Below are 15,820 nucleotides of genomic sequence, written 5' to 3'. Positions count from 1 at the left end.
CAGACCATGGCATCGGCAAGAGTGCTCCACACCTTATTTGAACAGCAGCGGCATCAGACGCCGGACGCTATCGCCCTGAGAAGCGATACAGAAACGTTGACCTACCGACAATTGGATCAGCGGGCAAACGCCATGGCGAGCGATCTATTGCAGCGGGGCGTAAAGCCGAAGGATGTTGTCGGTATTTATTTGAATAAAAGCCCGAATCTGATCGTCAGCCTGCTCGGCGTATTGAAAACCGGTGCGTGCTATTTACCGCTTGATCCTTACTATCCGCACGAGCGTCTGGATTACATGGTCAATCATGCCGATGCGCGTCTGGTTATTACCGACAATGCACACGCGCTTACGCTGGCACCGAGCCATCGTGAGATCGTTGACATCAATCAGATCGATCTGAGCGTTCAGGCTACCCCCACGCTTCCTTCAGTTAGTGAAGAACAGCTTTGTTATGTGATGTACACCTCCGGCTCCACCGGAACGCCAAAGGGCGTCATGGTCAGCCACAGAACGGTGGTCAATTATCTGGCATGGATGCAAAGCGCCTTCGTGCTACAGCACGACGATGTTGTCCTTAACCAGTCCACGTTCAGCTTTGACGTCTCAGTGTGGGAAATTTTCTGGCCGCTGATCGCTGGCGCAAGCTGTGCGGTCATTACCGAGGATGCCAAGTACGATCCGCAGCTGCTGGCTGAATTTATGCATCGTCATCAGGTCACGGTCGCACAGTTCGTGCCGACAGCACTGCGCGTCATTGTGGATACGGAGGTGCTATCCCGCTGCACCTCTCTATGCCATATCTTTTCTGGCGGCGAGGCGCTCGATCAAACGCTGGTCAACGATCTCTCCCTGCAATATCCGGGAAAGATCCACAATCTCTACGGCCCGACCGAGGCAACAATCTTTGCCTGTCATTGGCTCTGCCAGCCGGGAGCAGAAGAAAAAATTGCCCCGATTGGCAAGCCTATCCCTCATGCCGCCGCTTATGTATTAGATGAGGCGCAACAGCCTGTCGATGTGGGGGAAAGCGGTGAGCTTTATCTGGCAGGGGATATTCTGGCAAAAGGCTATCTGCATGCGGAAAAGCTGACGCAGGAGCGATTTGTTGATGACCCGTTTAACCATCAGACTGGGCAGAAAATGTATAAAACCGGCGACTGGGTTAAGCAGCGCGTCGATGGCGTTCTGGAGTTCATTGGCCGAATAGACAGCCAGGTTAAATTGCGTGGACACCGTATTGAGCTGGCGGAAATAGAAACGCACATACAGGCGCTACCGCAAATTAACCATGCTGCCGTGATTCTCGAAAAGCGCTCAGAAAACGCGGCGCCATCACTCTCAGCCTTTTATGTATTACGGCATCAGAAGCACATCGATATTCAAGAGATAAAAGCGCACCTTGCCAAGACGCTGCCTTTTTTCATGGTGCCCTCTCATTTCGTTGCGTTGGAAAAAATGCCAACGCACCCCAATGGAAAAATTGATAAATCCAAGCTGTGTTCCTGCGTAAATAACTAATGGTGAAAAAATGTCAAATGACAAAGCAATATTACCTTCCGAGATAGAGAAAAATATTATTTCTATCTGGCGGACCGTACTCAACAATCCGAAAGTCTCTATCCAAGAGAACTTTTTCGATGCAGGCGGAAATTCCCTGCTGATGTCCAAGGTTTATCGCGAAATAAAAAACAAAATGGAGTCACCTATCTCTATTGTTGATTTATTCCAATACCCAACGGTACAGATGCTAAGCAAGCGTATTAGCGAAATACACGCTGGGAAATCAAGCAGCAAGAAGTAATTACGCCAAAAAGCGTATTTATACTCCAGGGGAATAACCGCCCAACAATGGGCAATGTGTTTCATCATCCTTATTTCACTGATAATAGGTGGTAATACCATGTCTGCAAATCAATTGAACGCTGCCTCGGCAGTCAAAGCGAAAGTGGCTTCGGCAATTAAATTTGTTCTGAGTCACCAAAATTCATCCAAGCCCGCTAGCTACTATGCGATTGGCCAGAAAATCCTTCCTAACACCAAGAAGTACTGGCATGCGAAGTCTATTCCAGCCATTCCTGTTTCAATCAAAGCAGCATTGCAACACCCGTCGGCATCTAACCTGCAAAGCCTTATCAGCCGGGTTACTGCTGGCGTCGCAGGTAGCAAAAAGTAATTAACTTTTAATGTAGCTGTCCCTTCTATATTCACGGCGTAGGACGTCGACCTTTCTTCCTCTGGATAGTATTCGGAGAAAGAAGGTTAGCGGCCTGCGCCGTGAAAAGGAGGCGAATATATTCACGGTGAGGTAATGAAATGAAACAGCAAGAACAGTTCCGCGATAAGGATATTGCCATTGTAGGAATGTCGGCTCGCTTTCCCGGTGCAGAAGATACCGCAATATTTTGGCAAAACCTGTTGGACGGCGTGGAGACGATCAGCACATTCAGTGAAGAAGAACTGAGGGAGTCAGGCATTGAAGAAGAAATGATCGCCTCGCCCAACTATATTCGCCGCCGGGGCATTCTGGGTAACGCACAGCACTTTGACGCTAACTTTTTTGATATTACGCCACGCGATGCCGAAATTATGGATCCACAGCATCGCGTCTTTTTGGAATGCTGCTGGCACGCGTTTGAAGATGCCGGCTACGTCCCTGCCACCTATCCTGGAAAAGTCGGCATATTCGGCGGAACAGGAACCGCCTGGCATTTGAGTAAAGTAAATGCCCATCCTGAAGTGCAGAAGTACGCCAGCGGTGCATCGGTCGTCACCAACAATGATAAAGACTACGTAACGACCCGAGTATCTTACAAGCTCAACCTCAAAGGGCCGAGCGTTAACGTACAGACCGCCTGTTCAACCGCGATGGTCGCCGTCGTGATGGGCATGAATAGCCTGCTGAACGGGGAAAGTGACCTGATCGTCGCGGGCGGTGTTTCCGTGGATACGCCAGAACGCCGGGGCTATCCTTATATGCAAGGCGGCATGGAATCCGCAGATGGCCGCTGCTATGCCTTTGACTCCCGAGCCAACGGCACGGTGTTCAGCCGCGGTGCTGGCGTCGTGTTACTGAAACGTCTGAATGACGCCGTACGCGACGGCGACCATATTTACGCCGTGCTGAAAGGCGGCGCAGTGAATAACGACGGTAACCTGAAAGCCGGCTTTACCGCGCCGAGCATCCACGGGCAGATCGCCGTTGCCAAACAGGCGATAGCTAATGCACAGCTCGATCCCGCCACGATCAACTTTGTTGAAGCTCACGGCACCGCCACGGCGCTGGGCGATCCCATCGAGTTCACCTCGCTCACTCAGACGTTTCAGGAATACACGGATAAAACTCAATATTGCCGTCTGGGATCGGTGAAAACCAACATTGGCCATACGGACGCAGCGTCAGGCATGGCCAGCCTCATCAAAGCCTCACTGGCGCTGGAAACCGGCAAACTGCCAGCTTCGCTCCATTTCGAATCGCCAAACCCTAACATTGAGTTTGAAACCAGTCCGTTCATCATGAACACCGAACTCAGTGAACTGGAACCGTCAGAAACACCGCATCGCGCGCTGGTGAACTCTTTTGGCGTCGGCGGCACCAATGCCTGCGTCATTCTGGAAGCCGCACCGTCGCTAAAAGCGGGCGATACCCATGACAACAGCCTGCTGATTTTACCTTTCTCCGCGAAAAGCCGCACGGCGCTGGAAGACATGAAACACCGTCTGCGCGATTACCTCAGTGCGCATGACGATGCCAATCTGGCAGATATCGCCTACACCTTGCAGGTTGGGAGACAAAAATTCTCTCACAGCACGGCTATTATCGGGAAGGATCGCGATTCACTGCTGGCCAAGCTGGATCAGCCTTCACTGGTGGTGACGCAGCAGGGAAAAAACCAAAAATCCGTCGTATTTATGTTCCCGGGACAGGGCAACCAGTACGTCAATATGGCGCGTGAGCTGTACGACACCTACGATGTTTTCCGCGCGAGCATGGATCAATGCTGTAACTATCTGGAGCCGATTCTGGACGTCAATCTGACGTCGATTATCTTTCAGGACAGCGACGATATCGCCGAGTCTCGCATCAATGAAACCCAGTTTACCCAGCCATCCCTGTTCGTGGTGGAGTACAGTCTGGCAAAACTGTGGATGTCGTGGGGTATTCAGCCAGATGTCATGATCGGTCACAGCGTGGGGGAATACGTAGCAGCCTGCCTGTCCGGCGTGTTCTCACTGGAAGATGCGCTGAAAGCCGTTGCGATGCGGGGCAAGATGGTACAGGCATTACCCGCGGGAGATATGCTGGCCGTCCTGCTCGATGAAGAAAGCCTGAAGGCCAAACTTCACGGCAGCAAGCTGGAAATTGCGGCGGTTAACTACCCTGGATTATGCGTCATCGCCGGTGCTTCAAACGATGTCGCACGTTTCCAACAGCAGTTGGAAGACAGCAATATCTTCTGCAAACATCTGGATACCTCGCATGCTTTCCACTCACACATGATGGAACCCATGCTGCCCGCTTTCAAAAAGGTCATTGATAGCATCACGCTGCACGCGCCACAGATCCCATTTGTGTCTACCGTTAACGGCGAATGGGTGACTGAAGAACTGGCGAAAAACAGCGACTACTGGGTGCGCCACGTACGAAATCCGGTGCTGTTCTCTCACGCCTTCAAAACGCTGATGGCTGATGAGCATCACGATTTCGTGTTCCTTGAAGTCGGGCCGGGACGCTCGCTGGAATCGTCTGCCAAGCAGCATTTCAGCGCAGAAGACGGCGCATTGATTTATGCCTCCCTGCCAACGGCGAAAGACGTGGCCTTATCCGGCGAGCATCTCCTGTCGACGCTAGGCGCGCTTTGGGCAAGCGGCGTAAACGTTCCCTGGCATCAGCATCATCCAGAACAGCACCGTCGTCGTATCCCGCTGCCGGGCTACCCTTTTGAGCGGAAACGCTTCGCCCTGCCAGCCCTGTCGTCAGCCAGTAATGACATGCAGAGTGAGCAATCCGTTAAAGCTAAAAAGCGGAAACAGGCGGATATCGGCGATTGGTTCTATATGCCGACCTGGAAGAAAACCATTCCGGCGAAATACATGGCGGGCAAACGCGTTGAAGCTGAGAACACCTGCTGGCTGCTGCTGACGGATACGCTGGGTATCGCCGAACGTGCGAAGCAACTACTGGAAAAGGACGGGCATAAGGTCTTTTTCGTCAGCCCGGGAATGCAGTATCAGGAAACGCTTTCCGAAAGCCAATACACCCTCAATGTATCCTCACGCGCCGACTATGTCCGGCTGCTGAAAAGCCTGACAGGACAAGGGTTACGTCCATCACGCATCCTGTATTTATGGAACCTGACGGCGGCGGAACAGGTCCAGCCGCTTGAGCATACCTATCTCTCTTCACCGCTGAACACGTTCTACCCTGCTCTCTATCTCCAGCAGGCGCTGGTGAACGAGAATTTGCTGGACGATCTGCATGTGACCTTCGCCACCAGCAACACGTTCAGCGTGATGGGTGAGCGCATCGCTTCACCAGAGAATGCGCTACTGGTCGGGCCGTCGCGCGTGTTCTATCACGAGTATCCTGAAGTGCAGTGCCACCTGGTGGATATCGATCTTAAACAAAACGCCGAACAGCTTGATGAGTTTGCCCACAGCCTGATTGCAGAAAGCCATATCGCAACACACGGCAATCTGGTGGCTTACCGCGGAAACCAGCGCTGGGAAGAAAGTTACCAGGCCGTGCATCTGAAACAGGACGATATCGGTTTACCTGCGGAATTGAAAGACGACGGCGTCTACCTCATCACTGGTGGCCTCGGTGGGTTGGGAATCTTACTTGCCAACCACCTGTCTGAAAACAGTAATGCGACGATCATCCTGACTTACCGTGCGGCGTTACCACCGCGTGAAGAGTGGCAAGCCTGGATCCAACAGCATCCGGTTGACGATCCTATCAGTGAAAAACTGGCGAGCGTTTTACGTCTGGAAGCCCGTGGCAACACGATACATCTGGCGCAGGTCGACGTGAATGACTATCACGGTATGCGCGAGATGTTATCCGCGTTCCCGCAGGTCGATGGCGTGTTCCATACGGCAGGCGTGGCTGGCGGCGGTATCATTGCTCTGAAGAATGACGCCGATTGCGCCAACGTGCTCGATCCCAAAGTGGCAGGATCGCTCATTCTGGATGAGCTGCTGCAGGACAAACAGCCTGACTTCTTTATTTTATTCTCTTCTATTACCTCCATCGTCGGTGACGAAGCCCGCATTGATTACTGCTCGGGTAACGCGTTTATGGATGCCTTTGCGCATTATCGCAACCAGCATCGCCGTGGGCGCACCGTCTCGCTGAACTGGGGAAAATGGGGCGATGTGGGAATGGCCGTCCGTTGGGGAAAACAGCTGCAGGAGAAGAAAAACAGCAAGCTGGCTGCCGTTGAAGAAGCCAAAGGCGACCTGCTGACGCTCCTTGAGCGTGAAGGCATGCAGGAAAGCTATCAGGTCAATCTCACCACGCAGGACTGGGTTATCGATGAGCACCGCCTTGCGAAACAACCTTCACTGGTGGGAGCGACAATCTTATCGCTGCTGCATGAATTCATGACAGGCTTTAAATCTCAGGAAAGCCTTCAGGTCAAGAACCTGATGTTGACCAAGCCGGTGATCTATACCGATGCCTGGCCGCGTCAGATGAGGCTATTCATCACGCCAGAGGGGAAAGGCTATAAATTCAGCCTCAAGACTCAGGGCGTGCTTGAGCTGGCATGGCAAGAACACGCGTTCGGAAGCATCGGCCACGGCGCTCCAACGGCTGACCTCGCGCCACAATCGATTGACGCCATCAAACAGCGCTGCACCACGCAGGTTCCCTACGCGCCATTTATCACCGAGCTGGGAAATGCCAACACGGGCGAGAATTTCCTGTCATTTAGCCAGCGTTGGAACAACCATCGCGAGATTGCTCAGGGCCATAACGAATGGCTGATCCACAAAGTGCTGGGGAGCGACTATACGCACGATCTTACCCGCTACCCGTACCACCCCGCAGTGATTGATGCCACGGCCATCTCCTGCCTGTCATTGATTACACAGGAGAATTTCCTGCCTATCAGCTATGGCAAGATGACCTTCTTATCGCCACTGGGGAAAGAGTGCTACGCCCACGCCAGGCTCAAGCAGGCCTATCAGCCGCAGGATAACGCCATCGTCATGGATATCACGTTCCTGTCACCAGAGGGCGTTCCGCTGCTGGTCCTGGAAAACTACACGCTGATGAAGATGACGATGGGCAATCAGCTCGCGACGTCAGAAAACGCCTCAACGGCAGCCACAGCAGCAGTAAAAGTGAATCTGGCAGATAAAGACATTCTGTTGCCAGAAGGGCTGGACGCGATAAAACGCCAGCTTGCGCATCTGGAATTTGAACAGTTAGTCGTCGTCACCAGCGATCTGGATCAGCTCATTTATGAGTCGATTCCTGAACAGGAAACGCCTGAATTCATTTTGCAGAATAGCGAAGCAACGGAAGGATATGCCCGACCGGCCCTCTCTGTGGATTATGTCGCGCCAGAAAATGACATCGAGAAGGAGATCGTCAAAGTCTGGCAGTCGATTCTGGGGATCTCGGGGATCGGCGTTAACGACAGCTTTACTGAACTGGGCGGTAACTCGCTGCTGGCAGTACAGGTCGTGTCTACCGTTTCCGGCATATTTGAAATCGATATTCGCGTTGATCTGTTTTACCAGAACCAGACCGTGAAAGGGTTAGCAACGCTGATCCTTACCGAGCTGGAAGCCTTATTGCAGGAATAAGGGAACGGCCGCCTTCAGTATGCATCTCGAAGGCGGCCGCTAATGTAAAACCGAATGTCACAAAATGAGACTCGATAATGACGCAGCTTCCCACCGCAAAACTGACCTCGCTTAGCCTGGATGAACTCAAAAAGCTGGCAAGAGAAAAGAAGAAAACGGGCAACACAGCCTCAGGCAAGGCCATTGTTCCGCACGCGACACCCGGCAGAGTACATTTCCCCATGACCAGCGCGCAGAAGCGTATCTGGATGCTCTCCCAATACCTTGACGATAGCCAGGTCTATAACAATCCCTATGTGCTTGCCTGCAGGATCGAGCACGACATGGAGCCGCAGCGAGTACAGCAAACGCTCGACTATCTGATGCAACAACATGACATTCTGCGTACGACATTCCGGCTGGTCGATAACGACGTATGCCAGTGCGTTGCTGACGACATGTCTTTCACGTTCAGCTTTGAAGATATCTCCGCATTCAGCGAAGAAGACATTGAAAAATATGTCTCGGAGACAGCCAAGGCGAAAGGGAATATTATTTTTGATCTGGAGAATGGCCCCTTGGTTTATCTCCATATGGTCAAAACCCATCAGTACGACTATGTCCTGTTCCTGACATTTCATCACATTATTTCCGACGGGTGGACGGTCAATGTGTTCTTCAAGATGCTCATGGAAAACTACTTTCGTCTGCTGCAGGGCGGGACATTACCCATCGAAAAAACGCTCCAGTTCACCGATTATGCACTGGCGGAAGATCGGTGGTATACCGAGGGCGAATACCAGACCGGGCTGGCCTACTGGGCGAAGAAGCTGGATGGCATCACAGGGCAGTTAGATCTGGCAACGGATTACCCGCGTCCGGCCAAAATGAGCACCACCGGGGGAATCGCCAGCCAGTTCTTTGATGCGTCTTTCTGCCAGCGCTTACAAACCTGTGCGACACAGCATCAGGCGACACAATTCCACGTTATCCTCACGGCATACCAACTCCTGCTGCATAAATACAGCGGGCAGCAGGAAATCATCATCGGCGCACCGTTTGCCAACCGAAATTTACCTGCCACGCAAAACATGATGGGGCTATTCATGAATACCCTGCCATTACGTTTTGATATCGATCCTAATGCCAGTGTCGCCTCCCTGATTGAGGGCGCGCGCGCCGAGTGTGAAGAAACCTTGAGATACCAGGACGTGCCGTTCAATTATATTCTGGACGAGATTACCTATGTGCGTAATCCCCAGATCAATCCAATCTTCCAGGCAATCTTGACGTATCAGGTCTTCCCCCATTTTCACAGCAGCCATGGCGGGTTCAAATATAAGCCGTTAAAAGTGGATTACGGCACCGCAAAACTGGATCTGAACTTATGGGTAGAAGAAGACAAGGATAGCGACGGCCTGCTGTTCACCATGAACTACAGCAGCGCATTATTTTCCAGCAGCACCATCCAGCGTATGTTGAACGATCTGCGGACGGTTCTTGAAACCTTAATCACCCAGCCGCAGTTAACCGTTCGGGATATCTCACTGTTAAGCGACGAAGAACGTCGCGCGACAATCGCACAGTGCCGCCCGACCCCTAACGCGTTCCCGCCTGCAGTTCATCGGCAGTTTGAACAACAGGCACAGCAACATCCCGATGCCATCGCGGTTCGTTGTGAAGGCCGGACGTTCAGCTATGCTCAGCTCAATGAACGGGCAAACCAGCTGGCTCATCAGCTCCAGAAAGACGGCATGGCTCATGGCGAGTGCGTCGCGCTGTTCATGCCGAAAAGCGAGTATTACGTCGTCGCGATTCTGGCCGTGTTAAAAGCAGGCGGATGCTATGTTCCAATCGATATCGATCTCCCTGCTCAGCAGGTTGAGTTCATCTTGCAAAACTCCGCCGCCCGCTGTGTCATCATCGACGAACAGGCACCCGGTGACAGGCTCCCTTGCCTCTACGTAAGACAAAATCGCAGTAGAATGCCGGTCAGCAATCCATCTCCGCCACAGGTTACGGATGGCCCGGCTCACATCATTTATACCTCGGGCAGTACCGGCAAACCGAAAGGCGTTCGTGTCAAACACTCACAGCTTAGCCACTACTGTCAGGCCATTCGGCCCGTGCTCAACCTGCCGCCCGATGCTCGCTACGGCATGTTTTCATCCTTCACAACCGATTTGGCACACACGGTGCTGTTCCCTGCCCTGATTCACCAGGGTCAGTTAGACGTGATCAGCACGGAATTACTCCGCTCCCCACAGGAGCTATTCGCTTATCTGGCGCACTATCCGGTCGATTGCATAAAGATTACGCCGTCGCATTTAGCGACGTTATTGACTTCACCGCAGGCTGAAGCGTTGTTGCCTCGTCAGTTATTGGTTATCGGCGGAGAACGCGTTCCTCTGTCTCTCATCAAGCGCGTACGCGAGTTCCGAACGTCTTGCCGCATCCTCAATCATTATGGCCCAACCGAATGCACCGTCGGCATCACCACCTATCCGGTGCCGGACGATCTCAGCTCCCTTTCAGGCGACTATTTACCCATCGGTAAGCCTCTGTCCGATAGTCATGTCCTGCTGCTTGATGCTTATCACCAGCTCGTTCCAGCCGGCTTACCGGGCGAAATTTATCTGGGCGGTTCGCATGTCGCAGAAGGGTACATCGGCCTGCCAGATCAAAATCACGCACGCTTTATTCCCCACCCTTATCTTGAGGGCGAGCGGCTTTATCGCAGCGGTGACAAAGGTCGCTTCCTGCCTGATGGCAATCTTGAATTTATGGGGCGCTTGGATCGTCAGGTTAAAGTGCGCGGCTACCGTGTTGAACTGACGGAGATCGAACAGGCATTACAACAGGTTGCTAATGCAACCCACGTTGCCATTAAACAAAACACGCTGCCCCACGGGGAAACCGTCTTAACCGCGTACCTGTGCGGCATTGATGAACCCAGTCAGGCCACAGTAAAAACGGCGCTGCAAAAAAAGCTGCCAGATTATATGCATCCCGAACGCTGGGTATGGCTAGAGGCAATGCCATTAACTGCTAGCGGTAAGATAAATTATGCCGCGTTACCCCTGCCCTCAGCAGAAAAGCGCGTAGCATTCCATACCCCGGAAAATCAGCGCGAACACGATCTGCATGAAATTTATCGCGATATTTTACAAAGCGAGACGATTGATACGCAGGAGAGCTTTTTTACCCTTGGCGGGAATTCTCTCAGCGCATTAAAGCTCATCCTGAGCGTTAATCAGCACTTTGGGACATCCCTGTCTCTGGGGCAACTGTTCGAAAACAGCAGCATTGCCCAGTTGGCCCACGTGATTGAAGAAAAGGGATCGCAGACTCAAGCCGCAAGGGTGACGATCAATCGTGGGCAGCCTGAAGATAACCCCACGTTGCTTCTGATCCATCCAGCAGGCGGTAACGTGCTGTGCTATTCCGGGCTGGCGCGAGAATTGGGCGAGCGCTATCCGATCTATGGTATTCAGGTGCCCGATTTCAGCGTTAACCAGCCTTATAACGCCGATATCAAAGCGCTTGCCGCTTTTTATCTCTCAGAAGCTAGCGACATCGTTCATCACTCTCGTCTGGTATTAGGAGGATGGTCTCTGGGTGCAACTATTGCTTTTGAAATGGCGCAGCAGCTCGCGAAAAAAGGCATAACACCGACGGTGTTAGTGTTGGATCAACCGGCACCAGAGATCAACATCGACGGCTCAGCAGACATGAACGAGGCTGAACGTCTGGCGTATTTTGCGCATAAAGTGGCTTTGTTTACCGGAGCGTCTTTCGATCTGTCGGAGCAGTCGCTTGCAGACATGAGCAATGCGCAACGAACGTCGCGCTTTCTGGCTGAATTTAAACGTGTGGGGCTGGTTCCTCAGTCGATTGGGCCTGGAGCATTTCAGGACTTTATCAATATCCTGCAAACCCATATCTATGCGACGGACGCTTACCGTGGCGAGCTTTACTCAGGTGATGTGCTGGTCGTCGAAGCGGAAGATATCTTACCCGGTCGTATCCGTCTGCCAGAGTCTGGACTGGGGTGGCGTCGCCTCACTTCAGGTTGCCTGACGGTACTGCCGACGTCCGGCGATCATATCTCAATGATGAACGCACCGCACATTTCCCGTATAGCCGAACAGCTCAAAAAAGTATGGCAATAACACATTCGCCGTCTGCGGTTTCCAACGCAGAACGGCGATTTTATGACGTAAGTAAGGAGAAAACATGGGCCATCCCCCGTCGTTAACCGTTTGGCGATATCTGGTATCGCGCGATGCGCTTCTGACCATCATCATACCGGTCGTTATTTACAACATCGCATTTTTACAATGGGGGGCTGGCGTCGCGCTGTTAATAACCGCGATCTATTCCGGTGTACTGCAACTCATCAGCCGTTGGCAAGGCTATCTGCCAATCATTGCTCTCATCCTTGTGTCGGGGCTTAGCCACTACCTTTATCTGGAAGGCGTCATCCTGTTTGATATCCATCAGGAGAGCGTTTTTTTGTCGGTCAGCGGCGCAATATCAACCGTGATTATTTTTACCCTTTACAGCATCAAGGGGCGTCCAGTCATACAAACATTGGCGGAACAAGCTACGCCAGCGCTTAAGACGCTCCCCGTTTATGGCACACCGCAGTACGTCCGAGTCTGGAACGAGGTATCACTGGTCTGGATTCTGGTTTATCTGGTGAAAGCCATCATTATCTACCTCCTTTCCCGCCAGCCTGGGCTGCCGATGGATACGATTGTCCTCATCAGCGGATGGCCTCTTACGCTACTGCTGGTGATCTTCAGTTTCCGATGGCCAAAGCATCGCTGGTCCTCACTCGCACACGATAACGCTGCCTGATCAGCGCCGCAGGTAGTGCATAACATAATGAATGCTAAATATAGGGAATATTATGAACTCGTTAGAAAACAAGCTGATTGTATTGAATCGTCATCCTGATGGCCCCGCACAGTTAGAGGATTTCCGGCTCGAAGAACGCCATATCAATGCACTACAGCCCGGCGAATATCTGGTTGAAAACAAATGGCTATCCATTGATCTTTATACACGCCCACGGCTTAACAAGAACACAGCCTATGTGAGCCCAATCAAACAGGGAGAAGTGATTCAAGGCGAAACGGTAGGCTACGTCGTGGCAACGAAGAACCCACACTTTAAGGTTGGAGATTGTGTGTTCACCTTTTCAGGCTGGCAGAAATACTATGTCGGCACGCCTCAGGATTTTATTACGCACCGCCTGCCGCCAACGGCTCTGTCACCCTCTATTTTTCTCGGCGTGGTGGGTACACCGGGACGTTCCGCTTATTTTGGCATGAACAAAATTGCCAAACCCAAAGCGGGAGAAACGCTGGTGGTCTCCGCCGCGTCAGGGGGCGTAGGTTCCGTCGTCGGTCAATTAGGTAAACAGGCTGGATGCCGGGTTGTCGGTTTGGCTGGAAGCGAAGAGAAATGTCGCTATGTCGTTAAGACATTAGGCTTTGACGCCTGCATTAATTATAAAGAAGATGACTTAAATCACGCCTTGCGAGCTGCCTGCCCTAACGGAATTGATATCTATTTTGAAAACGTTGGCGGCAGGGTTTCGCTTTTTGTTGCCAAACTGCTTAACGAAGGTGCAAGAGTCCCCGTCTGTGGCAGTGCGGCACAATACAATCAGGATCCTGACGTTGACGCTTCCAGCACGGTAGCATTTTTCTCTTCGCTGCCCGATGCCCCGCTAAGCCGTTTTTTTCTTGTGACAGAATGGTTCAAAGACTATGCCGAAGCAAACATCTGGCTATTGGATGCCGTGGAGAAAGGGCGATTAAAATATCGGGAAAATATTATTGAGGGAATAGAGAATGCGCCTCAAGCCTTTATCGACTTATTAGACAGCAAACACTTTGGCAAGCAGTTGGTACGCCTGTAAGGCGCTGAGACAGTAAATTAAAGACAAAAAAATAGACGTCAATCGACGTCTATTTTTTATGTTGGTACCGAGGACGGGACTTGAACCCGTAAGCCCAATCGGGCACTACCACCTCAAGGTAGCGTGTCTACCAATTCCACCACCACGGCATCACAATTACTGCTTTAAAACGCTTACTTCGGAATGTCACTCGCCGGCGTTGAAGGTGCAGCAGGCGTTGTCGTCTGCTCGGCTTTTTCTGGCTGGCTCAGGTTATCCCATGCACCGCCTTTTTTCTGCAGCGAACTTAAGTTGCCCAGAATGAGACTGATGATGAAGAACAGGGTCGCCAGTATCGCCGTCATGCGGGTCATGAAATTACCAGAGCCGCTCGAACCGAACAAAGTGGCAGAAGCACCTGCTCCGAACGACGCTCCCATATCAGCACCTTTACCCTGCTGAAGCATGATCAAGGCAACAAGCCCGATCGATACTAACAGGAAAATCACTAATAGAGCTTCGTACATAGTCGTACCCGTTAACCGTTTTCCCCATGATTTATGGAGATGCTATATTCTGGCGGTAAACCGCGTGTCATTCCGCTAAGCAGGATGTAGAACATCCCTTATCAAGCGGGTCTGAATACTAACCAAAGGATGTAGCGTACGCAAGGGTAATTTGGTCACCACAGGTTGATTGCAGAAAAAAACAGCGGCTTTCGACACAAGATACCTATCGAAAGCCTTATCTACCTGATTGGCGAATCAAAAACGCCCTCAACCGGCAGCTTTTACCGCATCGGCAATACGATTCGCCAACGCGATGACCGTCTCTTCGTGTTCACCCTCAACCATGACACGGATGAGTGGCTCAGTACCGGATTTACGCAGCAATACCCGCCCACGTCCGGCCAATTCTTTTTCCACATCCTGCGTAATCTGCTGCACGTTTTTGTCTTCCAGCGGATCGTGTTCACCCGTAAACCGCACGTTAACCAGAATCTGTGGAAACAGCTTCATACCGCTGCATAAATCATGCAGGCTCATATGGTTTTTCACTATCGCGGTAAGGACTTGTAAACCGGCAATCACACCGTCGCCCGTCGTGGTTTTATCCAGCAGGATCACATGACCGGAGTTTTCGGCCCCGATGCGCCACCCTTTTGCCTGCATCATTTCTAATACATAGCGGTCACCCACTTTGGCACGAGCAAACGGGATACCGAGCTGCTTTAACGCAACCTCAAGCCCCATGTTACTCATCAGCGTGCCCACCGCGCCACCGCGCAGTTGCCCTTGACGTAAACCTTCACGGGCGATGATATACAGAATCTGATCGCCATCGACCTTATTGCCTAAATGGTCGACCATGATGAGCCGATCGCCATCGCCATCAAACGCCAGCCCAACGTCCGCTTTTTCAGCCAGTACACGCGCCTGTAGCTGTCTGACGTCCGTGGCCCCGCACTCTTCATTGATGTTCATCCCATCCGGCTCACAGCCAATCGCGATGACTTTAGCGCCAAGCTCGCGCAATACGCTGGGAGCGATATGATAGGTAGCGCCATTGGCGCAATCGACGACAATCTTTAAGCCATTAAGGCTCAGCTCGCTCGGGAATGTCCCCTTACAAAATTCGATGTAGCGTCCGGCAGCATCAACAATACGACTGGCTTTACCTAATTCAGCCGATTCAACACACGTCAGCGGTTTTTCTAGTTCAGCTTCGATCGCTTCTTCTACGTCATCCGGCAGCTTGGTCCCGTCAATTGAGAAGAATTTAATACCGTTGTCGTAATACGGGTTGTGAGAAGCAGAAATAACGATACCCGCTTCAGCACGGAACGTACGGGTAAGATAAGCAACCGCAGGCGTAGGCATCGGGCCGGTAAAAGAAGCGGATAACCCCGCAGCAGCCAGCCCGGCTTCCAGCGCAGACTCCAGCATATAGCCAGAAATACGAGTATCTTTGCCGATAATAATCTTACGAGAGCCATGTCGCGCGAGAACTTTCCCGGCAGCCCAGCCCAGTTTAAGCACAAAATCAGGGGTAATCGGCGTATCGCCAACCTTGCCGCGTACGCCATCGGTACCAAAATATTTGCGGTTACTCATT

General features: G+C 52.0%; 9 protein-coding genes and 1 tRNA gene. 7 read left to right on the top strand and 3 right to left on the bottom strand.

All coding sequences use genetic code 11. The features are described 5' to 3' along the window. Nucleotides 1-6 precede the first annotated feature (6 nt). From BUB06_RS06130 to BUB06_RS06100, 7 genes are all read left to right on the top strand, one after another. Nucleotides 7-1,518 (top strand): amino acid adenylation domain-containing protein, encoded by a 1,512-nt coding sequence (locus BUB06_RS06130; RefSeq protein ID WP_039470712.1) that lies wholly within the window; start codon nt 7-9, stop codon nt 1,516-1,518. Nucleotides 1,519-1,528: 10 nt separating this feature from the next. Beyond that, the gene (locus BUB06_RS06125; protein ID WP_039470710.1) at nt 1,529-1,801 is read left to right on the top strand and encodes a phosphopantetheine-binding protein; all 273 of its coding nucleotides are present in this window, start codon (nt 1,529-1,531) and stop codon (nt 1,799-1,801) included. Nucleotides 1,802-1,900: 99 nt separating this feature from the next. Beyond that, a complete protein-coding gene (locus BUB06_RS06120) occupies nt 1,901-2,173 on the top strand; it encodes a hypothetical protein (protein ID WP_236689849.1) in 273 nt (90 codons plus the stop codon). Between the two features lie 140 nt (nt 2,174-2,313). After that, complete coding sequence (locus BUB06_RS06115; protein ID WP_039470705.1) at nt 2,314-7,815, top strand: type I polyketide synthase; 5,502 nt, start codon at nt 2,314-2,316, stop codon at nt 7,813-7,815. A 77-nt stretch (nt 7,816-7,892) separates the two neighbouring features. Then, complete coding sequence (locus BUB06_RS06110; RefSeq protein ID WP_039470703.1) at nt 7,893-11,966, top strand: non-ribosomal peptide synthetase; 4,074 nt, start codon at nt 7,893-7,895, stop codon at nt 11,964-11,966. A gap of 64 nt (nt 11,967-12,030) precedes the next feature. Further along, nucleotides 12,031-12,657, top strand: a complete 627-nt coding sequence (locus BUB06_RS06105; RefSeq protein ID WP_039470701.1) for a hypothetical protein — start codon at nt 12,031-12,033, stop codon at nt 12,655-12,657. 52 nt (nt 12,658-12,709) lie between these two features. Further along, nucleotides 12,710-13,726, top strand: a complete 1,017-nt coding sequence (locus tag BUB06_RS06100; RefSeq protein WP_039470699.1) for an NADP-dependent oxidoreductase — start codon at nt 12,710-12,712, stop codon at nt 13,724-13,726. A 62-nt stretch (nt 13,727-13,788) separates the two neighbouring features. On the opposite strand, the gene BUB06_RS06095 is transcribed toward BUB06_RS06100, so the two are convergent. From BUB06_RS06095 to glmM, 3 genes are all read right to left on the bottom strand, one after another. Further along, nucleotides 13,789-13,875: transfer RNA gene (locus BUB06_RS06095), tRNA-Leu, on the bottom strand. A 24-nt stretch (nt 13,876-13,899) separates the two neighbouring features. Further along, nucleotides 13,900-14,232, bottom strand: coding sequence for a preprotein translocase subunit SecG (gene secG / locus BUB06_RS06090; protein WP_010302573.1), 333 nt, complete (start codon nt 14,230-14,232; stop codon nt 13,900-13,902). A gap of 249 nt (nt 14,233-14,481) precedes the next feature. Further along, the gene (glmM, locus tag BUB06_RS06080) at nt 14,482-15,819 is read right to left on the bottom strand and encodes a phosphoglucosamine mutase (protein ID WP_010302570.1); all 1,338 of its coding nucleotides are present in this window, start codon (nt 15,817-15,819) and stop codon (nt 14,482-14,484) included. Between the last annotated feature and the right edge of the window lies 1 nt (nt 15,820).

Origin of the sequence: Pectobacterium carotovorum (assembly GCF_900129615.1) — a bacterium.
GTDB lineage: Bacteria > Pseudomonadota > Gammaproteobacteria > Enterobacterales > Enterobacteriaceae > Pectobacterium > Pectobacterium carotovorum.
This window is presented reverse-complemented; position numbering and strand designations above follow the sequence as displayed.

What these genes read in the sequence shown, in the direction of transcription:
- BUB06_RS06115 (WP_039470705.1), top strand. Translation starts at nt 2,314, where the DNA reads ATGAAACAGCAAGAACAGTTCCGCGATAAGGATATTGCCATTGTAGGA.
- glmM (WP_010302570.1), bottom strand. Translation starts at nt 15,819, where the DNA reads ATGAGTAACCGCAAATATTTTGGTACCGATGGCGTACGCGGCAAGGTT.
- secG (WP_010302573.1), bottom strand. Translation starts at nt 14,232, where the DNA reads ATGTACGAAGCTCTATTAGTGATTTTCCTGTTAGTATCGATCGGGCTT.
- BUB06_RS06120 (WP_236689849.1), top strand. Translation starts at nt 1,901, where the DNA reads ATGTCTGCAAATCAATTGAACGCTGCCTCGGCAGTCAAAGCGAAAGTG.
- BUB06_RS06110 (WP_039470703.1), top strand. Translation starts at nt 7,893, where the DNA reads ATGACGCAGCTTCCCACCGCAAAACTGACCTCGCTTAGCCTGGATGAA.
- BUB06_RS06130 (WP_039470712.1), top strand. Translation starts at nt 7, where the DNA reads ATGGCATCGGCAAGAGTGCTCCACACCTTATTTGAACAGCAGCGGCAT.
- BUB06_RS06100 (WP_039470699.1), top strand. Translation starts at nt 12,710, where the DNA reads ATGAACTCGTTAGAAAACAAGCTGATTGTATTGAATCGTCATCCTGAT.
- BUB06_RS06125 (WP_039470710.1), top strand. Translation starts at nt 1,529, where the DNA reads ATGTCAAATGACAAAGCAATATTACCTTCCGAGATAGAGAAAAATATT.
- BUB06_RS06105 (WP_039470701.1), top strand. Translation starts at nt 12,031, where the DNA reads ATGGGCCATCCCCCGTCGTTAACCGTTTGGCGATATCTGGTATCGCGC.